This window comes from Nocardia sp. CA-135953 (assembly GCF_050955735.1).
Lineage (GTDB): Bacteria > Actinomycetota > Actinomycetes > Mycobacteriales > Mycobacteriaceae > Nocardia.
Map to the genome: position 1 here is coordinate 6,876,837 of NZ_CP192082.1, position 20,795 is coordinate 6,897,631.

Sequence of the window (20,795 nt, forward strand, 5' to 3'; positions counted from 1 at the left end):
ATGGGGGGTGGTCGGGCGACGGGTGGGCCGAGCACCGAACATCAGGAGTTCATCGCCTCGGTCCGGGCGCTGCTCGCCAAGCACGCCGGATCCGCCGCCGTGCGCGCGGCAATGGATACCGAACTCGGCTATGACGAGACGCTGTGGCGGCTGCTGTGCGAGCAGGTCGGTGTCGCGGCGCTGGCGATTCCGGAGGAATACGGCGGATTCGGCGCCAGCCTGGTCGAATCCCTGCTGGTGGTAACCGAATTGGGGCGCACGCTGGCCGGGGTGCCGATGCTGGGTTCGGCCGTGCTCGGTGTGCAGGCGGTGCTGTTGTCCGGTGACAGTGCGGCGTGTGCGCGGCTGCTGCCCGAGGTTGCCGAAGGCGCCCGCACGATCGCGGTGTGCTGGGCTGGCACCGGCGGCTGGGATGAGCCGGGTGTGCAGTCCGAAGGCGGAACACTGTCCGGCACAGCGCATTACGTGCTCGACGGGTCGCATGCGGACACTCTTGTCGTGGTCACATCTGACGGACTGTTCGAGGTCGAGTCGGGAGCCGCGGGCGTCACCCGACGTGCCGTCCCGACTATGGATCCCACTCGCAAGCTCGCCGAAATCACGTTTGCGGCGGTTCCGGCGCGGCGGCTCGCTTCGGCGGATCCGGCGCTCACCGTACGGCTGCACGAAATCGCTTGGGCCGCAGTGGCTGCCGAGCAGGTCGGTGCGGCCGAACGGTGCCTGGAGATGACGGTCGAATACGCCAAGTCCCGGGTGCAGTTCGGGCGGGCGATCGGCAGCTTCCAGGCGCTCAAGCACCGCATGGCGGATATGTACGTGCTGGTGGAGTCGGCCAAATCCGCGTCCTATGCGGCGACGGTCGCGGTGGCGGAGCAGAGTCCGTCCGCTGCGGAGGATGTCTGGGTGGCGCGGACGCACTGCTCGGAGACATTCACGACCATCGTGGCCGAGATGGTCCAGTTGCACGGCGGCATCGCCATCACCTGGGAGCACGACGCGCATCTGTTCTTCAAGCGCGCACATGGTGATGCGGAGTTGTTCGGGCAGCCGCGCAGGCCGCTGACACCAACCATCTGACGGTCACGCCTGGACAGGTCTCGTACACAACCCCTCGCCATACATAGTTAGCGTATGTAATAATATTCTATGCAGCAGGCTCAGGTGGCAACAGCAGATGACATCGTGGTCGACCTTCTTGTCACCGCGGGCCGGCTGACCCGGCTGGTCGGGGTGATCAGCGGCGACGATCTGCCGCGAGCCGTGATGCGCGCACTGGCGGTGCTCGATGAACACGGTGCGGTGCGCGTCAGTGAATTCGCTCGTATCGATAGATGTTCACAGCCGGCGGCAACGGCGCTGATCGGCAAGCTCGTTGCGGACGGATACGCCTCCCGGGTCAAGGATCCGGATGATTCCCGGGCCGTCGTCGTCGAGCTCACCCCGGCCGGACGCAGTCGCCTGAGGCGTGCCCGTGGCGCCTTCGGCGAGGCGATGGCGGCGGGGCTCACCGGTTTCGATATCGAACGTTTGGCCCGCATGGAAAGCGATATGAAGGAACTGCTGGACGCGCTGAAGAAGTCGGTGCCGCAGCATCTGTCCAGGTCGCGATAGCCGACTCGGCTGGTCGGACCGGAGTACGGTCGGAGAGTATGACCGATGAGAAGCGTGGCCGAGTCAAGGTGGCGACCAGCCAGAAGCGAGTCCGGGTCTACCTCGGCGGCCAGTTGGTCGCCGATACCGCCCGACCGGTCCTGGTCTGGGAGAGTCCGCACTACCCGACCTACTATCTGCCCGTCGCGGATCTGCACGCGAAACTCGAGCCGAACGGCACCAGCGCGAAATCCCCGAGCCGCGGCACCGCGACCGGATACGACGTGGTCGTCGACGGCACCACCGCGTCCGGAGCCGCGGTGCGCTATCACGACTCCCCGTTCACCGAACTGAACGAGCTGGTGCGCCTGGACTGGAACGCCATGGACGAATGGTTCGAAGAGGATGAGCCGGTCTACGTCCACCCGCGCGATCCGTACACCCGCGTCGACATCCTCGCCAGCTCGCGCCATATCCGCGTCGAAATCGACGGCACCACTGTCGCCGACTCGCACTCCCCCCGCATCCTCTTCGAAACCGGCCTCCCCGCAAGGTATTACCTCCCCCTGACCGATGTCCGACAGGACCTGCTGAAGCCCTCGGCAACCCACACCAGCTGCCCGTACAAGGGCACCGCCGACTACTGGACCGTCCACATCGACGGCAAGGAATACCCGGACATCGTCTGGGGCTACCGCACCCCCCTCCTGGAAAGCCAGAAGATCGCGGGCCTGGCCTGCTTCTACAACGAGAAGGTCGATATCTACCTCGACAGCGAACTCCAGGACCGCCCCAACACCCCGTTCAGCTGACAGCTTGCCGCATCAGACCGCAACGACCTCGAGCATGCTCTCCAGCCCACGGAAATCCTTGCCGTCGCGCGTATAGAGCGGCAGCCCCCGAGCCGACGCTATTGCCGCGATCAACAGGTCCATCCTGCGGGGTTCGGGATCACGTTTCGCCGCCATAGTCAGTGCCACCAACGTGCCATACCGTGTCGCGGCGTCCTCGTCGAACGGCAGCGGATCGAAGTCCACAATGGCCGCGCCCAACTGCTCGGATCGCGCGCGGAGCGGGTCGCGGCGTCCCTGGCCATCGCGACGCCCTGGTTCAGCCGGCCCCGCCGGAGGACTCACCTCGCATCAGCGCCCCTAGGGACTCGCGGTCGGTCACGTCCATCTTGATGCAGGCGCGGTAGAGGTGACCCTCGACCGTGCGGACGGAAACCGTGAGGCGATCGGCGATCTGACGGTTGGACAGGCCTGCCGCAACGAGATTGGCGATTTCACGCTCGCGGGAGGTCAGTGGCAAGGGCTGGGCTGCTTGGCGCAATGCGGGCGTGCCTGCACCGCCGCAGGCCGCGGCGAGACGGTTCGCGGTGGCCGCGGATTCGAGGAGCCGGCGGCGATCACCGGCGCGTTCGTGTGCGGATGCGGCTTGGGCGGCGGCATCGGCGGCGGAGAGCATGGCGCCGATGCGCTCGAATTCGGCTGCGGCCGCGTCGAGTCCGGGTCCGTCGTGAGCCGCGAGTGCCACCGCATGGCGGGCCTGGACCTGCACCAGTTCGCCGTCGACCCGGGCGGCCAGGTCGGTGAGTCGGCCTGCCACCGAATGCTCGCCGAAGCGCGCGGCGGCATGCAGTGCCATGGCCTCGATGGCGTGCTGATGTGCGCGCGCGGCGGCGTCGGCGGCGCCCATGGCCAGTCGGATGGCGGGGGTGACGGTGCCTTCCGCGGCGGCCGCGCAAGCGCGCGCGATCTCCAACTGCGGGTCGTAGACCGCGCTGTGCCTGCCACCGCGAGCGGCCGCCTCGGCAATGGATTCGGCCGCCTCCGAAGCGCGCCCGAGTGCCGAATATGCCTCGGCCAGGCGGATTCTCGCCGGAATATGCCAAGCGGCGGCACCCTCGGCGGTAAGCGCGGCCAGTGCCTGTTCGAGATGTTCGATCCCGTCCGGGAAGCGACCCTGCGCCACGTCGACGGTGCCCTGCAAGATCTTCGACATGCCCCACGCCAGGTACTGGCCCGGTGCCGAGTAGCCGAAATACCCCGAGGCGCGCCGACGTGCGGCCTCGAGATCACCGGTGCAGATCAGCGCGAGCACCTCGGCATGGGTCGAGATGAACCGGTTGAGTCCGTCGATATGCGACTCCACCTGATGCCCGCGTGCCGCGTACTGCCGCGCGGCATCGCCCTTACCCATCAGCGCCAGTGCCAGGCCACCGCCGAAGGCTGCCCACCAAACCGCCCACGGTGGTGCGCCTTCGGTCTCCATCACCGACTCGGCCCCGGAAAACGCTTCCTCCAGCAGATTTTCGTGAACCGCGCACGCCGCGGCCAGGCCGTCGAAGGTGGCCACGATCTTCGGATGCTGCACCTTGCCGCGCAGCATCGCGAGCACCTCGTCGGCACGCTCGGCATCGCCCATGGCCCAGAACAGGTTCGAGACCCGGGTGCTGCCCCAGCGGCCCAGTTGCACCTCGTTCATCTGATCCGGATCGAAGCTGGCGAGGGTGCGTTCGGCCTCGATGCGATGGCCCTGCCAAAGCAGCGCCCGAGCCAGCAGATCCGCGGCCTCCACCCCGCCGCGACGTTCCACCGCGGCCCTGGCGAAGCGCTCACCGAGCGGCAGATCAGCCAGCCCGATCGCATCGGCCGCGGCCGCCTCGAAGAGTTCGAGATCGGCGGATTTATCACTGTCCAAGGCCAATTCGGCCAGCCGGATGCGGTCGGGCGCGGAATTGATCGCGCGTTCCTTGAGCGAGGAGTACAGCCGACCGCGCAGCCGCCGGGCCGAGGCGATGCCGAGCCTGCGCCGGATGACCTCACCGAACAGCGGATGGTTGTAGCGCACGATCAACTGGTGGGTGTTCTCGACAACCCTGATGAGACCGCGGGTTTCGGCGGCCTCCACGGCTTCCTCCCCGGCCAGTTCGGAGAGCACGTCGAGATCGATGGGCTCGCAGAAGGTGAGCAGTTCGAGCACCCGCAGCACCGGTTCCGGCAGCTGCTCGACCCGATCCTCCAGTAGCGCAGCCAATTCCGAGGTCACCGCGGCCCGGCCGCGCAGCTGCCAGACGCCGTTGACCTGCCGCAGCGCGCCAGCCTCCAGTGCGCCCTCAGCCAAATGCCGTAGAAACAGGGCGTTTCCGCCGGAGGACTCCCACATCAGGTTGGCCGTGAAGCCTTCCAACTGCCCACCGAGCATCGACTCGACCAGATCGACGCTCTGCTGCTGCGTGAACGGAGTGAGGTCGATGCGCAGCAGATGGCCGTCTTTCCACAACGAGGTCACCGCATCTGGCACCTGCACCCCGCTACGAACGGTCGCGACGATATGCGCGGCCTTATCGATGGCCAGCTGCAACAGCAGTGTGGCCGAAAGCTGATCGAGCAGGTGCGCATCGTCGACACCGATGATCGCGTGCCCGTCGGCGAGCAGCGCCTCGCGCGCGGCCGACATGAATGTCACCGGATCGTGTGCGGTATAAACGCCGACCATATGGGCGAATACGCCCAGCGGAATGCTGCGGGCCGATTCCGTACCCGCCACCCACCGGACATTGCCGCCTACCGCAGCCGTCGCCTGTCTCGCCAGCGTCGTCTTCCCGACTCCGGCGTCGCCCGTCAATACCGCACCGACGTATTCAGTTCCGGTGAGTGCCGCGCGGATCGCTTCGAACTCGGTCTCGCGCTCGATCATCGGCCAGTTCCGAGCCATAGCTCTTACTGTAGTTCGTCACGGATCATGATCGATGACAACGAACCATGAAGGGGCGCACCGGCTCCGCTGCTCGAGCTCCTAGCCGAGCACGTCGTGACGGACAATGGTCTGGTCACGACCCGGTCCGACACCGATACAGGAGATGCGCGCACCGGACAACTCCTCCAGGCGCAAGACATAGGCCTGGGCGTTGGCGGGCAATTCCTCGAACGTCTCGACATGTGAAATGTCTTCCCACCAACCGGGCATCTCTTCGTAAATCGGCTTGGCGTGGTGGAATTCGGTCTGTGTGGTCGGCATCTGCTCGACCCGCTTGCCATCGATTTCGTAGGCGACGCAGATCGGCACCCGCTCCAGACTCGACAGGACGTCCAGTTTGGTGAGGAAGAAGTCGGTGACGCCGTTGACCCGGGTCGCATAGCGTGCGATGACCGCGTCGAACCAGCCGCAGCGGCGGGCTCGGCCGGTGGTCACGCCGACCTCACCGCCCTGCTTGGCCAGGAATTCACCGAAATTGTCGAATAGTTCGGTCGGGAACGGACCCGAGCCGACGCGGGTGGTGTAGCACTTCAGGATGCCGAGCACCGTCGTTATCTTGTTGGGTCCGACGCCCGCGCCGACCGCCGCACCACCCGAGGTCGGGTTGGACGAGGTGACATACGGGTATGTGCCGTGATCCACATCGAGCAGGGTGCCCTGCGAACCCTCCAGCAGCACGGTCTCGCCACGCTCGAGCGCCAGATTCAGTTCCAGGCGGGTATCGGCGATGCGGTGCCTGAAGCTCTCCGCTTGTCCGAGAACCTCATCCACCACCTGCTGCGGGTCCAATGCGCGACGGTTGTAGATCTTCACCAGGACCTGGTTCTTGAACTCCAGGGCCGCCTCGACCTTCTGGGTCAAGATCTTCTCGTCGAGCACATCGGCGACGCGCACACCGACGCGGGCGACCTTGTCCTGATAGCACGGACCGATGCCGCGACCGGTGGTGCCGATCTTCTTATTGCCGAGGAAGCGTTCGGTGACCTTATCGATGGCCACGTGGTACGGCATGATCAGATGCGCATCGGCCGAGAGCAGCAGCCCGGAGGTGTCGACGCCGCGCTCCTCCAGTCCGGCCAGCTCGGCGAGCAGGACACCGGGATCGACCACGACACCATTGCCGATGACGTTCGTCACGCCCGGCGTGAGAATGCCGGACGGGATCAGATGCAGCGCGAACTTGTCGCCATTGGGCAGCACGACCGTGTGACCGGCGTTATTACCGCCTTGGTACCGGACCACCCACTGCAACCTGCCACCGAGCAGATCGGTTGCTTTGCCCTTACCCTCGTCGCCCCACTGGGCGCCGATCAGGACGATTGCCGGCATGGTCGTGTCTCCTACGGTTCGACGCGCAACAGCCATCTGTTGCAGCTACCTGCCGTATCGAGGCGGTGGCCGGACGCACAGTCTACCCAATGCCCAGTTGCGTCCTGGCCTCCGTCCGGATCGCAGTCAACGGTCGATGTCTACGCGGCCACAACGGAGCGAGATGCTCTTACGAGCGACCGTTCGCGGCCCGTCTCGCGTCCGAGGGGCCGAAGCGCATGCGCCGAAGGCGCGAGTCTCGGCCGCTCGGACGCGAGACACCCAGGGCCCCCGAACACGCAGCGCCGCAGGCGCTGCCAATCAAACACAGCTATGGTTGCGAGGCACTGGCGGACCATGGGTCCGCCGACAGGTGGCGAGGGTGACCGACGGGTTGTCGGCCGAACCGAGGAGGGTGTACGGCAGTTTGAGTACCCACGTTCTCCGTTGCGACGGCGCACCGGTACCCATCGCCCTCGCGTCGCTGCCACTCTCGCAGACGACCGCCATCCCGGAAAACAGCGTCATCGATGAGCTATTGCCCGTCCTCGCCGCCGACAGCCTGCCCCGGCTGATCGTGCTCGGCGACGATGCCGCCCTGGCCTCCGTACTGACCAATCTGATGCGGACCGAGCGACTGCATGTGGAGATCGGGTACGTGCCCGTCGACAAGACCTACGGCTCGCGTGCCTACCAGACCGGCACCGGCAACGCCGCCGCCAAACGAGCGGTGAAGGGTCGGCCCGTCGAAACCCCGCTGATTCGCGACGACACCGGAACCGTGCTGGTCGGACGGGCCGAGATCACCGGGCCCGGTGACGAGAAGCTCGAGGGCGAAGCCTATGTGGACGACGCCCAGTTGTTCTCCGGCAAGGTCGACGCGATGATCGTCTCCCCCATGCTGGACATGCCGGGAGTGCGGGCGAGCGTGCAGAAGAACATCATCCGCAGGCGCCGCTGGCTGGAAGGGCGGGCCGCGCAGCTCGGCACACCGGGGGCCGTGGTGACCAGGGACGGCATCACCAACGATCGGGTGCTGCCGCGCTCGTCGTTCTATCGGCATCACGAAAACTGGCTGCTGGTGCGTTGACGATGCGTTTTCCGAGAGACGGCCGCCCCGCATCGGGTGTTTCGCGGCGGCCGAGCCCAATATTCCTGCTGGTGATCGCGATCGCGGTGGCCGGTGGCGCGCTCGCATGGAACGCCGACGTGCAGTCGACGCGGGCGAAGTTCGGGGTATTTCTGCTCGTCGTATTCGGCTGGATCGTCACGCTGTGTCTGCACGAATTCGCGCATGCGTACACGGCGTGGCGGGCGGGCGATCGCGAGGTCGAGTTGCGGGGTTATCTCACACTGAATCCGCTGAAATACAGCCATCCGCTGCTGTCGATCGTGTTGCCGATGGTGTTCATCGCACTCGGCGGAATCGGCTTGCCGGGCGGTGCGGTGTACGTGCACACGCATAACGTGAGCGCGCGCATGCAGCGGATCATCAGCGGCGCCGGGCCCGCGGTGAATGCGGTATGCGCGGTGCTGCTGCTGGTGGTCGTGCGGTTTTTCGGCAGTGACAGTTCGCATCGCGCGTTCTGGTACGGCCTGAGCTTTCTGGCGTTTCTGCAGATCACCGCAACGCTTTTGAACATCCTGCCGCTGCCCGGGTTGGACGGATACGGCGTGGTCGAGCCGTCGCTGAGTTATCAGACCCGGCGGGCCCTCGATCAGTTCAAGCCGTTCGGCATGCTGATCCTGTTCGCGCTGCTGTTCACGCCGTCGATCAACAAGGTGTTCTTCGATGCGGTGTACTCGCTGTACGAGTTGTCCGGGGTCGATGCGGACTGGTCGCGGTACGGCAGCTGGCTCACCCGGTTCTGGACCTAGCCGATGTCCCGGCCGCCCGATCCGACCTCCCGGACCGGGCAACCTCTTCGCACGACCGCTGCGCGCCCGTACCCGCCCGGCCACCACACCATATGGCCGGTAGGGCGGTTCGCCGTCGGGCGAAGCGTCCCAACCGCGCTACCCCTCGTAACCGCGGTTGCCTCTCGAGGCTATGACCCCGGGCAGCCGCGAACACGAGTAGCGGACTACGCGAAGATCATGATTCGGGTGCCCGGGGCCGAGCACGCGGTTCCGCAGCGGCGGGAGTATGTCCGAAATCCGCTGAGTAGTCGGCTCATTCCGCCGGCGGCACGTGCGGATTCGGGACCGTCGGGGGCAGCAGAGCCATGGCCGAGATGCGCTGCATGCCGCAGACCCGCATGAGATCGACCAGCATGGAGCGCATCTGCGCGAAGACCACATGGGCCGAAAGTCCCGCACCCTCAACGAGTTCCGGTCGCGCGGCCTTGGCTATGCCGCGCAGCACCCGGGCGGCCTCGGCCTGATCCGGCTGCTGGCCCGGATCGGCGAGCATCATCCGGCGCACCACCTCGACGGCTTGGGCCAGGCGCTCCAGTCCCTCGATCAGTCGCGGGTCGAGGATTTCGTCATCCTGGACCAGGGTCAGGGAACGGCGCAGCAGCACCCTCGAATTGCGGACGGCATTGTCGAGCGGGTCGGCGGTGGCGCGGATGCGGTCCAGGCGCTGGCGGGAATTCCAATAGAGCGGGGAGATCCGGCTGATCTCGCGGCCGCCCTCCAGGGTGGAGCGCAGTCCATCGATCTGGGGCTGGGTCGCGCGGGCCGCGGTCAAGGCCATGCGGATCTTCTCCGGATCCTGTTCGAGCAGACCGTCGGCGCACCCGTGCAGCGACTTCGCCAGTACCGCAAGGACTTCCGCGGCTTGCTCGCGGGCCCGACGTACCGGATGCAGTGGTATCGATGCGACCACAACAACGCCGACCAACCCGCCGACGAGCGCGTCGATCATGCGCGAGAAGCCGCCGCCGGCCGACGGCGGCAGCAGCGTCGCGACCAACACCGCCGAACCGGCGGCCTGCATGGTGATGATCGAACCACCGTCCAGGAATACCGTCAGCGCCATGGCCACCGCGACAACGAGGGCGATCTGCCAGACGCCCGTGCCGGCGCGGGTGATGAAAAGGTCGCCGATGCCGATGCCGACCGCTACGCCGACCACCAACTCCACCGACCTGCGCAGCCGGGCGCCGAACGAAATGCCGATCGACACCACGGCCGCGGTCGGTGCGAAAAAGGGCTGGGTGTGCCCGACTATTTTGTGCGCGATAAACCAGGCGAGCGCCGCACCGACCGCGCATTGCAGAATCGGCAGCGCGGACAATCGCAGACGCGCCCACGAGCTGCGCAGCTTCTCCATGCCGCTGTCGCGGGCGACACCTACCGGGGAGTTCGGGTCGAGTCCACCCTTCGCCCGACCACCACCCCTCATCGAATCGCTCCGCGATGCCGCAATCACTTAGTCGAGGCCGAGCGCACCTGCGGCGCGTGGGTCGCAGTCTTCCAGCAGATCTAGGCAGCGTGCGTACTCTTCGGTCTCGCCGACCGCCCTGGCCGCCCTGGCCAGCGCGGCGACACTGCGCAGGAAACCGCGATTGGGTTCGTGGCTCCACGGCACCGGCCCGAAACCCTTCCAGCCATTGCGCCGCAACAGGTCAAGGCCGCGGTGGTAGCCGGTGCGCGCGAACGCGTACGCGGCGACGATGTCGTGATTGACCACCTGTGTATCGCCTTCGGCCCCGCCGCGCTCCAACGCGGCCTCGGCGAGATGGGCCCAGGCGATCGAAGCCGACGGATGCGCGGCCGCGACCTGCACCGGATCGGCATTGTTCAGCAGCGCCTCCTCCGCATCGGAGTCTTCGGGCAGGAGTACCGGTTGCGGTCCGAGCAAGTCACCGAACGAGGTCATGCGGTTCATTGTGCACTGCGCGTGCATGTCGCGCCGACACGGTGTTCCCCTGCCTGAGCAAGGCCCAGCCCACCTGTCGCGCCCGCCCGCCGCTGTCGAGCCGGACCAGGCGGCGTACGGCGCAGGGGAATCATCACAGTCGACCGAATTGCTGGCTAGGCTGGCCGTCGAGTTCAAACTGTTCCGCCCGACCGAGGGGTTATAGGTGTCCGACCCGAACGACGAGAAGAGCCCGGCACAAGATCCCGGCCGCCCCACCGAAGCGGGAGCTGACCCGCGCCCAGCCGCGCCCGCTGACCGGACACCCACATCGCCCAACCCCTCCGACCGGGGTGCGCCCGCGCGCCCCGGTCCGGCCACCGGCTCCCCGTCGGGAACGGGCAGCTCCTCGGGCGCCGGGGCTACCGCGAAGGAAAGCACGGCTGACGCGACCCGCCCGTTCCCCTCATCGTCAGGGCCCAGCTCGTCGGGATCCGCGCCCACACGCCCTGGTCCGGCCACGGGCTCCGGCACCCCCTCGGGGCCCAGCTCGTCGGGATCCACGCCCACACGCCCTGGTCCGGTCACAGGCTCCGGCACCCCCTCGGGGCCCAGCTCGTCGGGATCCGCGCCCACACGCCCTGGTCCGGTCACAGGTTCCGGCACCCCCTTGGGGGCTGGCACTTCGGGAGGCGGCGCCGGCTCGGCCACTGCTCCGACCCGACCGGTCCCCGCCTCGTCGGGGCCGAGCGTATCTCGGGGATCCGGTGCGCCATCGGGAAGCGGTTCGGCTGCGAAAGAGGGGACCGCCAGCGCACCGACGCGGCCAGTTCCCGCGGGTTCGTCGCCGAAGCAGCCGTCGCCCGGTGCCGGGCAGTCGAGCGCGGCAACCGGGGATATCGCCGCGCTCGGGAAGCCGGCGGCACCCAGCCAGTCGGGCGGAGCAGCCAATGCGCCGTTATCGACTTCCGACTCAGGTGGCACAGGTCAACGGGCTGGCGGCGCAACACCATCCGCTCAGACGCCGACCGGCGTAACATGGTCGGGCAACGTGGGCCAGCGAGATTCCGGCGCAGCCTCGCCTTCCGCACCGGGTAGCGCAACTAGGCCCAATGCAACCGCCGCAGGCGGCGCGGGCCGACGAGACAGCGGCAGCGCTTCGCCTGCGCCGGAAATAGCTGCCAAGCCAGGCAGCGGGGGCCAACAAGGTGGCGGCGCAACACCATCCGTGCAAACACCGAGCGGCGTATCGAGGCCGGGCGGCGCAAGCCAGCGAGATAGCGGCACAGCCTCGTCGACTCCCGCGCCGGGCGGCGCAGTCAACCTCGGCAGCACGGCACAGCGAGGTGGCGGCAGCCCATCTGCTCCCACGCCGGGCAGCCCAACCAGGCCGGGCGGCGCAGCCAACTCCGGCGGCGCAGCCAACTCCGGCGGCGCGGGCCAACGCAGTGGCGGCGCTGCCCCATCTGCTCCCACACCGGGTAACGCAATAAAGCCAGGCGATGCTGGCCAGCGAGATAGCGGCGCAACCTCACATGCTCCAACGCCCGGCAGCACAAGCCAACGAGACAGCAGCAAAACCTCACCAACCCCAACGCCCGGCAGCACCAACCCCAACGCCGCGCCCCAGCGAGGTGGCAGCTCACCAACAACGCTCGGCAGCGCGGGCCAACGAGATGGCGGCGCGGCTGCGTCAGGACCTGCGCAGGGCAGCGCAATCGGGCCGGGTGGTGTCGGCCGACGAGACAGCGGCACAGCCTCACCTGCAGCGCCCGGCGGCGGAACCAACCCGGGTGGCGCGGGTCGACGAGATGGCGGCGCGGCGGCGTCTGCGCCCGGTTCCGCGAAACCGGGCGCAGCTGCCGATTCCACACGGTCCGGCGGTGACGCGGCGAATTCCGAAGTGAAGACCACGGAGACCTCGCGTAATGGCGTCGAGGGCAAGACGGCTCCCACGAAGGCACCGGGTGCGGCAGCTCCGGGTGGGGCGACGCCGGTTGGCCGCTCCGGCGGAGCAACCGATACCGGCTCCGGGCCGAATGCACCGACCGTCGTGATCAAACGAGGTGGTCCCGCCGCCAAGTCCGCTGGTGGTACGGCGAAGTCCGCGGCTGCCGCGGCCGGTGGAACTGCCGCTGCGGCCTCCGATGCCGAGGCCACGGTAGGAGATGAGTCGAGGGCGACCGCATCAAGTGCCGCTGAATCGACTACTCCGACGGGAGCTGAGCCACCGTCTGAAACCTCGCCACCGGGTGACACCCCCGTATCGGCGACCGGATCCGCTGCGGAAACCGCTGTAATTCAGCGGGATTCGGCTGCGGCCAAGTCTGCGACAGCGGCCGACAAGGTCGACGATGCCGCGGGTGCGGATGCGGCGACCATGGTGATGCGCCGGATCGATCCGAAGGCGAAGTCGACCGCCGAGGAAGCGACTGCTGCGCCGACGCGGGACGAGCCGGATTTGGCGGACGCGGACGACAAGACGATCGCCATGCCGGTGGTTTCGAAGTTGGATGCCGAGCAGACCGTCGCACTGCCGATACAGAAGCCGGCCGACAAGGACGCCACGCTGCGAATGCGGACCGATGCCGGGACCAAGCCCGGTACCGACCGCGTCGTTGCGCCTGCGGCGCGGCCCGGTCCCATCAGTAAGCCGCCGAGCACACCACGTCCGGCGGCGGGTCCGAAACAGGCTGGGGCGCAAGGGCCTTCGCAAAGTGGGCCAGGGGTCGAGGAGACCGCGCCCTCGGCGCCGCGCGGGCCAGGACGGCCGCGTCAGGTCGCGTCGGCACCGTCACCTGCGGATACCCAGCTGACTCGACCCGCGCAGCCGGTCACCGGATCACGACCGATGGCCCAGCCGCAGCGCATCACGCCGCCCGGTCAGCAACCGGCGGCCGCCGAAGCACCGGCCGAGCGCTCGAAGCGCTGGTTGTTCCTCGGTGCGGCCGCGGTGGTGCTCATCGCGGTGATCGGGCTCGCGGTCGCGCTCATCGGGAGCCGGGGCGACAACTCCCCGGAGGCCAAGGTGCGCGCCTCTATCACCGATTACACCCAGGCGCTGAAATCCGGCGATCTCGCGGCGCTGCGCAACACCACCTGCGGACAGTTGCACGATTTCTATCAGGGCATTGCGGCGGACCAGTTCGCGGGCGTGCACCAGCTGTCGATGGATCGCAAGAACATTCCCGTGGTGGCGAGCGTCGATGCGATCAAGATCACAGACAAGACGGCGATCGCGCAGGCCTCCGTGTACACCGACGCGGATCCGACGAAGCGCTCGGCGCGGACTTTCGATCTGGAGCAGACCGCGGACGGCTGGAAGGTCTGTGACCCGCCGAGTGCCGGGACGCCCTAGCCGAACGGTGACGCCGAGTCCAGCAGGACATATCCAAAAGGTAAGCCCTCTAACCGGTAGCGAACGTCACACTTACCTGGTTATCAGACCGGTTCGCCAGTAGCATGGCCCGGATCATGGTCAGGGAGCAGACAATCGAAAAGCCGGAAGTCGAAGTAGTCGAGCAGACAGCCACGCTGGCGGGAAGCCGGTTCCGGGTTCGCGAACACTATTCGGTCGGCCGGGAGAAGGTCCGTGAGTTCGCCCGCGCGACGCAGAGTCGCCACGGTGCGCATTATTCCGAACCCGATGCGCTCGAGCTCGGTTACGGCGGCATCATCGCGCCGCCGACCTTCGCCTCGGTCATCGGCATCAATGCGACCAGGGTCCTGCTGGACACGGTACTCACCGAATACGACCTGTCCCAGATCCTGCAGACCGACCAGGTCTTCGAGCTCACCCGCCCGATCCTGGCGGGCGACCGGCTCAGCACCGAGATCATGATCGACTCGATCCGCCAGTTCGGCGATAACGACTTCATCCTGGTGACCTTCTCGCTGACCAACCAGCAGGGCGAGATCGTGGTATCGGGTTCGACCACCATCGTGGCGCGCCGCGGTGTCGAGGTGGATCCGAATATCGCGGCAGCCGTCGAGAACATCATGATGCACGCACTCCCGGTCACCGTCGGTGATATCACGATGGCGGACAGCGGCCCGCTGGTCGCCTTGCCCGCGGATGCCCCGCCCCCCGGACAGCCCGCGGCGCGCAGCGCATCCGTGCGCTCGCTCCCGGACTTCGACCGGCTGGCCGTCGGCGATCAGCTCCCGGCCGAGACCGCGCATGTGACGCGCGGCGATCTGACCAACTATGCGGGCGTTTCCGGCGATCCGAACCCGATTCACTTCAGCGAGCGCGCGGCCCAGTTGGCCGGACTGCCGACAGTGGTGGCGCACGGCATGCTGACCATGAGCCTGGCCGGTGACTATCTGACCTCCTGGCTCGGTGATCCGACCGCCATCGAAAAGTTCAGCGTGCGGTTCGCCGGATTCGTTCCGGTGACCGCCGAGGCGCCGAGCGCCGTCGAATTCAGCGGGAAGATCAAATCGCTCGATCCGCGCCGACGGACCGCGACCATTGTGCTCGCGGGTAATTCGGCGGGCCGCAAACTCTTCGGCCGGGCCATCGCCGAGGTTCGCCTCGCCTAGCGGCGCAACCTCATTCGATGGTCGCGTGCACGAGATAGACGTTGTAGTCGCTCCAGGTCGAAACGTTGAAGTACAGGTCCGGACCCGAGGACCAGGGGTGGATGAATCCGCCGTACAACTCGGGATATTCGCGCACCGTCACCGTCGGTGCGCCATCGGACCACACGCCCTGCGGTGAATTCGCTTCGCGGACGACCAGTGCCGCTTTCGCGGTGTCCAAATAGCTCATCTGCCAGACGTTTCGGGAGGCGTCGAAGCGCACCGACAACTCACCGACGGGCGCGTCGACGATCGGGCTCGCGGAGCCGGATCCGCCTACCGGAGTCCAGTTTCCGTCTCGCCAGTATTGGTAGGCGGTGGTGTTGAGGAGCTGATCCTTCGGCACTCGCGCGAGGCCGACCGAGCCGAGGCGGGTATTGGGCGTGCCGAACATGTACACGTAGTCGCCATGCGGAACCATCGCGCTCACTTGGAAATTCGCGAGGCCGAAAATGTTGTCCCAACGCGCGTAGGGATCCTTGGTCCAGGTCTGACCGTGATCATCGGAATAGGCGATGCCGCCGTAATTGGTGAAGAACGTGCCCGGAATGCTGTTCCAGGTGCGAATCGACATGTAGCTCAGGTACTGTCGCGCACCGAGTGCGAATCCGGAGGTCGGAATCGTGGTGACCTCGACATTGTCGAGTTTGCGGCTGGAAAGCACCTCGGCCGCGTGGCAGCGGTCGTCGGTCACCATCCGGTCGTAGGTCATGCCGTCGGTGAGATCGCGATCGGTGCTGAATGCGAGCACATTGCTGCGCCAATCCGATCCCATTCCGCCCGGCGGGTGGAAGCCGCGTCCGATGGTGTCACCGAAGGCGGTCGCGATCTCCCCCGGCGCGCTCTCCCACATGATGCCGAGATCGGTGCCATCGACCTGCCAGCGCTTATCGGTCCGATTGACCGAATGCGCGCCGGTCTGCTTGGCCACCTCGGTGACCGCGCCGACCCGTGGCGTCGGGCGAGCCGCGGTCGAAGGAGCGGGCTCGGTCGATGGATCCACCCGCGGCGGAGGCGGCGGCACCTGACCGGGGTCCGGTCCCGGTCCCGGAATGGCGAAGTGGAAAGGCTTGGGGCTCAACAGAATTTCCGGAATGCCGAGTTGGCTCGCCGGACTCGGCGGCAGCGAAGGTAAGTCGGTCAGATCCGGGCACGGATTCGTGCAGGGATCCGGCGGCAACTGCATCTGCGTCCGAACCGGCGCGGGTTCGGGCCGATCCGGCGGCAGCACGGTGATCACCGGATACGGAATCGGCACGTCGAGCGTCTCGGGTATCAAGCCTTCATGTGTCGCGGGCGGATCCGTCACACACGGCCCGGCCGCCGGGGTCTGCTCCGGCGCTGCACCGGCTCGTGCCGCGCACGTCAATGCCCCGGCCGCGCAGACGACCACCCCGAACACCGCCACCCACCGCCGAGCCATCCGCAACCCCTCTATATCTCGCGCAACAATTGACACCCGCCACATCGATGCTCTCCGCGATGCTGTGCACCAGGGCCCGACCCTACCCGTCTTGCCCGCTTCGCCCCGTCCGACTTACCGACCGAATAGCCTATGCGCCGCACGGACATCCAGAAATTAACAGGAAACTCCTACTCCATTTCCGGGACCGCAGGACAACCGCCTGCTAGCGTCCACGACACGACAACTCGAGTCGGGGTGAGTGGCCGTCCACCGGGGGAGCAAAGGGCCTCCGGTGGTTCTCATTCGACCAGAGGACACCCATGAAGCCTGCTTTGCACCCCAGGTCGCTGCTCGGAACCGCTTCGGCGATCCTGATCGCTTCCGCCGCCATCGCATTCGCGGCACCGACGGTCACCGCCGATCCACTCACCGACCTGCTGTGCAACTCGGGGTCCGCCCAGTTCTGCCCGCCCGCACAACCCCAACAGAACTCGCCGAGCAATCCGCCGCCGCAATCACAACCACCCCAGGCACAACCACCCCAGGCGCAACCGCCGCAATCACAACCACCGCAGACCCAACCGGCGCCCTACTACAAGAACTGCGACGAGGTCCGGCGAGCGGGAAAAGCACCGCTGCACCGCGGTGACCCGGGATACGCGTCCCACCTGGACCGCGATAACGACGGAATCGCCTGCGAATAAAGCGCACTGACATCGGCGCGGAAAGCGGAGCAGGATGGAGGATGTGAACGCTTCACTGATCTATCGCCGTGCTGTACCCGCGTTCGGCGCCGCCTGTCTGGTGGTCGGCGGCCTCGCGATCGCGTCGCCGATCGTCGCTGCCGATTCGTCTGCCGTCCAATTCATTGCCGGGCCTGATAGTTCGCTTCCGGTACCGTCTTATCGGCCGGGGCCGAAGGGGTCGAATGTGCCGCCGCCGGAGAAGTCGAAGGAGGAGGAGTCGCCGAGGTATTACACCGATTGCGATCAGGTTCGGGCCGAGGGTAAGTTGCCGCTCTATCGCGGTCAGCCCGGATACAACCCGTATCTGGATCCGGATGGGGACGGCATCGCCTGCGACTGAGCGATTACTGGACGGCCTGGAACACCAGGACCGTTGCGCCGATACGGATATTGTCGCCGTCGGCGAGCAGCGCACCGCTCTCGATCGCCTCGTCGTTGACGTATACGCCGTTGGCCGAATGCAGATCCTTGATCAGCAACCCGGCCCGGCTCGGCATGATGTGCGCGTGGTAGCGACTGGCCTTCGGATCGTCGAGGACCAGATCGTTATCGGTCATCCGGCCGATTCGCATGCCGCCCTGCGCGATTGCCGTGACCCGGCCGTCCGGCATGCGCAGCTGACCACTGCGGACCGCACGCGGCATCTCGGTGACCGTCTCGGTCATCGCCGCGGCCAGCCGCTCGGTGCGCTTGAGCTCCATCGTGCTCAGCGGTTCCTGCCGCAGCACCCGCTGTTCGAGATCGACCAGGACCGGGCCCGGATCGATACCGAGTTCGTCCGCGAGCACTGTGCGCACCCGACGGCACGCGTCCAGCGCGTCGGCCTGTCGGCCGGATAGGTACAGCGCGGTGATGAGCTGACCCCACAGCGGTTCGCGCAGCGGATGCTCATTGGTCATCGAGACCAACTCGCCGATCACCGATGACGCACGCCCACAGGCGATTTCGGCATCGATACGCGCCGAGGCGGCCTGCAGCCGCTCCTCGTCCATCGCGGTGGCGAAACCGTCGGCGAACTGCAGTCCGGCCAGGTCGGCCAAGGCCCGACCGCTCCACTCGCGCAACGCGGTTCCGAACAGTTGCGACGCGCCCACATGGTCGCCGACTTCGGCGGCGCGCGTGCCCGCATCCCTGGCCGCCTCGAAGCGGCCGAGATCGCAGGCATCCTCCGGGATCTCGAGTCGATAGCCGGATGATTCGGTGCGCAGCACCATGGCCGGATCCACGCCCGAATTACGCAGTGCCTTACGGATATTCGAGACGAATACCTGCAGGCTGGCGGCGTAGGAATCAGGCGGATCCTCGTTCCAGACCATATCGGCCAGCGCAGGCGAAGCCACCGCACGCCGTCGATTGACGGTCAGCGCGGCGAGCAACGCTCGCGGCTTGGGTCCGCCTACTGCCACCGGTTCACCACCGACGAGCAGTCGAACGGGCCCGAGCACGCGCACATCCAGAACCATGTGCTCAATGCCCCCCGAAGGGTAAATAGGGTCAGGCGCTGATCGAGCGACCCGCGGACTTCAGATCATTGCACGCCTCGACGACACGTGCCGCCATGGCCGATTCGGCCTTCTTCAGGTAGCTGCGCGGATCGTAGGCCTTCTTGTTGCCGACCTCGCCGTCGATCTTGAGCACACCGTCGTAGTTGCTGAACATGTGCGCGGCCACCGGCCGGGTGAACGCGTACTGGGTGTCGGTGTCGACATTCATCTTCACCACACCGAAGCGCAGCGAATCCTCGATCTCCGACTTCAGCGAGCCGGAACCGCCGTGGAAGACGAAATCGAACGGCTGCGCGTCCGCCGCCAGACCCAGCTTGGCCGCCGCGACGGATTGCCCCTCGGCCAGCACCTCGGGCTTGAGCACCACATTGCCCGGCTTGTACACGCCGTGCACATTGCCGAAGGTCGCGGCGAGCAGGTACTTGCCGTTCTCGCCCGCGCCGAGCGCGTCGATGGTCTTCTGGAAGTCCTCGGAGGAGGTGTAGAGCTTCTCGTTGATCTCGGCCTCGACTCCGTCCTCTTCACCGCCGACGACGCCGATCTCGACCTCGAGGATGATGTTCGCTGCGTTGGTCGCCTTGAGCAGCTCCTTGGCGATCTCCAGATTCTCGTCGATCGGGATCGCCGATCCGTCCCACATATGCGACTGGAACAGCGGGTTCTTGCCCGCGTTCACCCGCTCCTGGGAGATGGCGATCAGCGGCCGCACGAAGGTGTCCAGCTTGTCCTTGGGGCAGTGGTCGGTGTGCAGCGCGATGGTCACGTCGTAGCGCGCGGCGATCACATGCGCGAATTCGGCCAGCGCGACCGCGCCGACGACCATATCCTTCACACCCTGGCCCGAACCGAACTCCGCGCCGCCGGTGGAGAACTGGATGATGCCGTCGCTGCCCGCGTCGGCGAAGCCCTTGATGGCCGCGTTGACGGTTTCCGAGGAGGTGCAGTTGATGGCCGGGAAGGCAAAGGAGTTCGCTTTGGCCCGACCGAGCATCTCGGCGTAGACCTCCGGAGTCGCGATGGGCACTGTGAAGACCTCCGTGTTGTGCGGCAAAAGACAATTCTGTCAGTCCACAGACTAGGCCAGCGGGCTTTCGCGCGATCTGCGGGGACCGCTCTGTGCGGCGGGTTGACAATACGGACCGGCCGGTCGGACGAGGCGAACTTTTCGCACAGCAAGAGGTTTCTCAGTTGGACCCGGTACTGTTGGCGACGTAATTGCGCTGGCAGCTTCCGATGCGGTGGCAAGCAATGCAGGCCAGCCGTACCCGGGACAGGAGGCCGCGTGATTCTGCTGGCAGCGACAGAATCGGTGACGAGCAACGTCGCACTTACCCAGTTGCTGGACCCGATGCACCTGCTTACGGAGACGTGGCTCGAGAACGCGGTGCTCCCGGCGATCCTGGTGATCGTCTTCATCGAGACCGGTCTGCTCTTCCCGATCCTCCCGGGCGATTCGCTACTGTTCACCGGCGGCCTGCTGTCCGCGACGGACAATCCGCCGGTATCCATCTGGATCCTGTTGCCCGCCGTCATGGTGACCGCCTTCGCCGGTGATCAATGCGCGTATTGGATCGGCCGGGCCATCGGGCCCGCACTGTTCCACAAGGAAGACACCCGGTTGTTCAAGAAGCATTACGTCACCCAGACGCATGCCTTCTTCGAAAAGCACGGACCGAAGACGATCATCCTGGCCCGATTCGTGCCGATCATCCGCACGTTCATGCCGGTGCTGGCGGGTGTGTCGAAGATGGATTACCGCAAGTTCGTCACCTTCGACATCGTCGGCGCCATCCTGTGGGGCGGCGGAGTCACGGTGCTCGGCTATTTCCTCGGCAATATCGAATTCATTCGCAAGAACATCGAGCCGATCTTCCTGCTCATCGTCCTTATCTCGATCCTGCCCGGCATCATCGCGGTGGCCAAGAAGGTGCTCAACCGCGGTCCGGCGGCGCGAGCGACGCGCCCGGAGGAGGCAGCGGAGCGTAACCACGGAGGGCGCCGGGAGCGCCGCGAATCAGGCACTTACGAGGCCGCTCAGCACGACGACGCCGCGCTGACCGCCTCGACGAACGAGCCGACCCACTGAGCCG

General features: G+C 66.6%; 18 protein-coding genes. 10 read left to right on the forward strand and 8 right to left on the reverse strand.

Translation table 11 applies throughout. The features are described from left to right. The 3 genes from ACQPXH_RS31330 to ACQPXH_RS31340 all read left to right on the forward strand — a co-directional run bounded on the left by ACQPXH_RS31330 (window position 1) and on the right by ACQPXH_RS31340 (window position 2,402). Window positions 1-1,077: an acyl-CoA dehydrogenase family protein gene (locus tag ACQPXH_RS31330; RefSeq protein ID WP_433603640.1), complete on the forward strand. Its 1,077-nt coding sequence runs from the start codon at window positions 1-3 to the stop codon at window positions 1,075-1,077. Window positions 1,078-1,161: 84 nt separating this feature from the next. Next, window positions 1,162-1,611, forward strand: coding sequence for a MarR family winged helix-turn-helix transcriptional regulator (locus ACQPXH_RS31335; protein WP_433600020.1), 450 nt, complete (start codon window positions 1,162-1,164; stop codon window positions 1,609-1,611). 38 nt (window positions 1,612-1,649) lie between these two features. Continuing rightward, window positions 1,650-2,402, forward strand: a complete 753-nt coding sequence (locus ACQPXH_RS31340; RefSeq protein ID WP_433600021.1) for a DUF427 domain-containing protein — start codon at window positions 1,650-1,652, stop codon at window positions 2,400-2,402. Between the two features lie 12 nt (window positions 2,403-2,414). On the opposite strand, the gene ACQPXH_RS31345 is transcribed toward ACQPXH_RS31340, so the two are convergent. The 3 genes from ACQPXH_RS31345 to ACQPXH_RS31355 all read right to left on the reverse strand — a co-directional run bounded on the left by ACQPXH_RS31345 (window position 2,415) and on the right by ACQPXH_RS31355 (window position 6,681). After that, window positions 2,415-2,627, reverse strand: a complete 213-nt coding sequence (locus ACQPXH_RS31345; protein WP_433600022.1) for a hypothetical protein — start codon at window positions 2,625-2,627, stop codon at window positions 2,415-2,417. A 73-nt stretch (window positions 2,628-2,700) separates the two neighbouring features. After that, complete coding sequence (locus ACQPXH_RS31350) at window positions 2,701-5,310, reverse strand: LuxR C-terminal-related transcriptional regulator (RefSeq protein WP_433600023.1); 2,610 nt, start codon at window positions 5,308-5,310, stop codon at window positions 2,701-2,703. Window positions 5,311-5,391: 81 nt separating this feature from the next. Further along, a complete protein-coding gene (locus ACQPXH_RS31355; protein ID WP_397055527.1) occupies window positions 5,392-6,681 on the reverse strand; it encodes an adenylosuccinate synthase in 1,290 nt (429 codons plus the stop codon). 406 nt (window positions 6,682-7,087) lie between these two features. Here ACQPXH_RS31355 and ACQPXH_RS31360 point away from each other — a divergent pair, with 406 nt between their 5' ends. Both ACQPXH_RS31360 and ACQPXH_RS31365 read left to right on the forward strand, forming a co-directional pair. Beyond that, window positions 7,088-7,750, forward strand: coding sequence for a hypothetical protein (locus tag ACQPXH_RS31360; protein WP_433600024.1), 663 nt, complete (start codon window positions 7,088-7,090; stop codon window positions 7,748-7,750). A gap of 2 nt (window positions 7,751-7,752) precedes the next feature. Further along, entirely contained in the window at window positions 7,753-8,538 is a 786-nt protein-coding gene (locus ACQPXH_RS31365) for a site-2 protease family protein (protein ID WP_433600025.1), read from the forward strand. Between the two features lie 295 nt (window positions 8,539-8,833). On the opposite strand, the gene ACQPXH_RS31370 is transcribed toward ACQPXH_RS31365, so the two are convergent. Both ACQPXH_RS31370 and ACQPXH_RS31375 read right to left on the reverse strand, forming a co-directional pair. Beyond that, window positions 8,834-9,937: an FUSC family protein gene (locus ACQPXH_RS31370; RefSeq protein WP_433603641.1), complete on the reverse strand. Its 1,104-nt coding sequence runs from the start codon at window positions 9,935-9,937 to the stop codon at window positions 8,834-8,836. Between the two features lie 99 nt (window positions 9,938-10,036). Continuing rightward, window positions 10,037-10,486 carry a DUF3151 domain-containing protein gene (locus ACQPXH_RS31375; protein WP_433600026.1) on the reverse strand — a complete coding sequence of 150 codons (450 nt, stop codon included), beginning with the start codon at window positions 10,484-10,486 and terminating at the stop codon, window positions 10,037-10,039. A 1,882-nt stretch (window positions 10,487-12,368) separates the two neighbouring features. On the opposite strand from ACQPXH_RS31375, the gene ACQPXH_RS31380 reads away from it, so the two are divergent. Continuing rightward, window positions 12,369-13,823: an Rv0361 family membrane protein gene (locus ACQPXH_RS31380; RefSeq protein ID WP_433600027.1), complete on the forward strand. Its 1,455-nt coding sequence runs from the start codon at window positions 12,369-12,371 to the stop codon at window positions 13,821-13,823. Between the two features lie 116 nt (window positions 13,824-13,939). Then, window positions 13,940-15,010, forward strand: a complete 1,071-nt coding sequence (locus ACQPXH_RS31385) for a fused (3R)-hydroxyacyl-ACP dehydratase subunits HadA/HadB (RefSeq protein WP_433600028.1) — start codon at window positions 13,940-13,942, stop codon at window positions 15,008-15,010. A 10-nt stretch (window positions 15,011-15,020) separates the two neighbouring features. Here ACQPXH_RS31385 and ACQPXH_RS31390 read toward each other — a convergent pair whose 3' ends face one another. Continuing rightward, window positions 15,021-16,472, reverse strand: coding sequence for a DUF4185 domain-containing protein (locus ACQPXH_RS31390; protein WP_433600029.1), 1,452 nt, complete (start codon window positions 16,470-16,472; stop codon window positions 15,021-15,023). A gap of 302 nt (window positions 16,473-16,774) precedes the next feature. Between ACQPXH_RS31390 and ACQPXH_RS31395 the strand changes: the two genes are divergently transcribed. Then, window positions 16,775-17,158, forward strand: coding sequence for an excalibur calcium-binding domain-containing protein (locus ACQPXH_RS31395; RefSeq protein ID WP_433600030.1), 384 nt, complete (start codon window positions 16,775-16,777; stop codon window positions 17,156-17,158). Window positions 17,159-17,201: 43 nt separating this feature from the next. Continuing rightward, window positions 17,202-17,540 carry an excalibur calcium-binding domain-containing protein gene (locus tag ACQPXH_RS31400; RefSeq protein ID WP_433600031.1) on the forward strand — a complete coding sequence of 113 codons (339 nt, stop codon included), beginning with the start codon at window positions 17,202-17,204 and terminating at the stop codon, window positions 17,538-17,540. 4 nt (window positions 17,541-17,544) lie between these two features. Here ACQPXH_RS31400 and ACQPXH_RS31405 read toward each other — a convergent pair whose 3' ends face one another. Beyond that, window positions 17,545-18,663: a BTAD domain-containing putative transcriptional regulator gene (locus tag ACQPXH_RS31405; protein WP_433600032.1), complete on the reverse strand. Its 1,119-nt coding sequence runs from the start codon at window positions 18,661-18,663 to the stop codon at window positions 17,545-17,547. A 31-nt stretch (window positions 18,664-18,694) separates the two neighbouring features. Then, on the reverse strand, window positions 18,695-19,729 hold the full coding sequence (gene fbaA, locus ACQPXH_RS31410; RefSeq protein WP_433603642.1) for a class II fructose-bisphosphate aldolase: 1,035 nt from the start codon (window positions 19,727-19,729) through the stop codon (window positions 18,695-18,697). 324 nt (window positions 19,730-20,053) lie between these two features. Here fbaA and ACQPXH_RS31415 point away from each other — a divergent pair, with 324 nt between their 5' ends. Next, window positions 20,054-20,791 carry a DedA family protein gene (locus ACQPXH_RS31415; RefSeq protein ID WP_433603643.1) on the forward strand — a complete coding sequence of 246 codons (738 nt, stop codon included), beginning with the start codon at window positions 20,054-20,056 and terminating at the stop codon, window positions 20,789-20,791. Window positions 20,792-20,795: the final 4 nt, after the last annotated feature.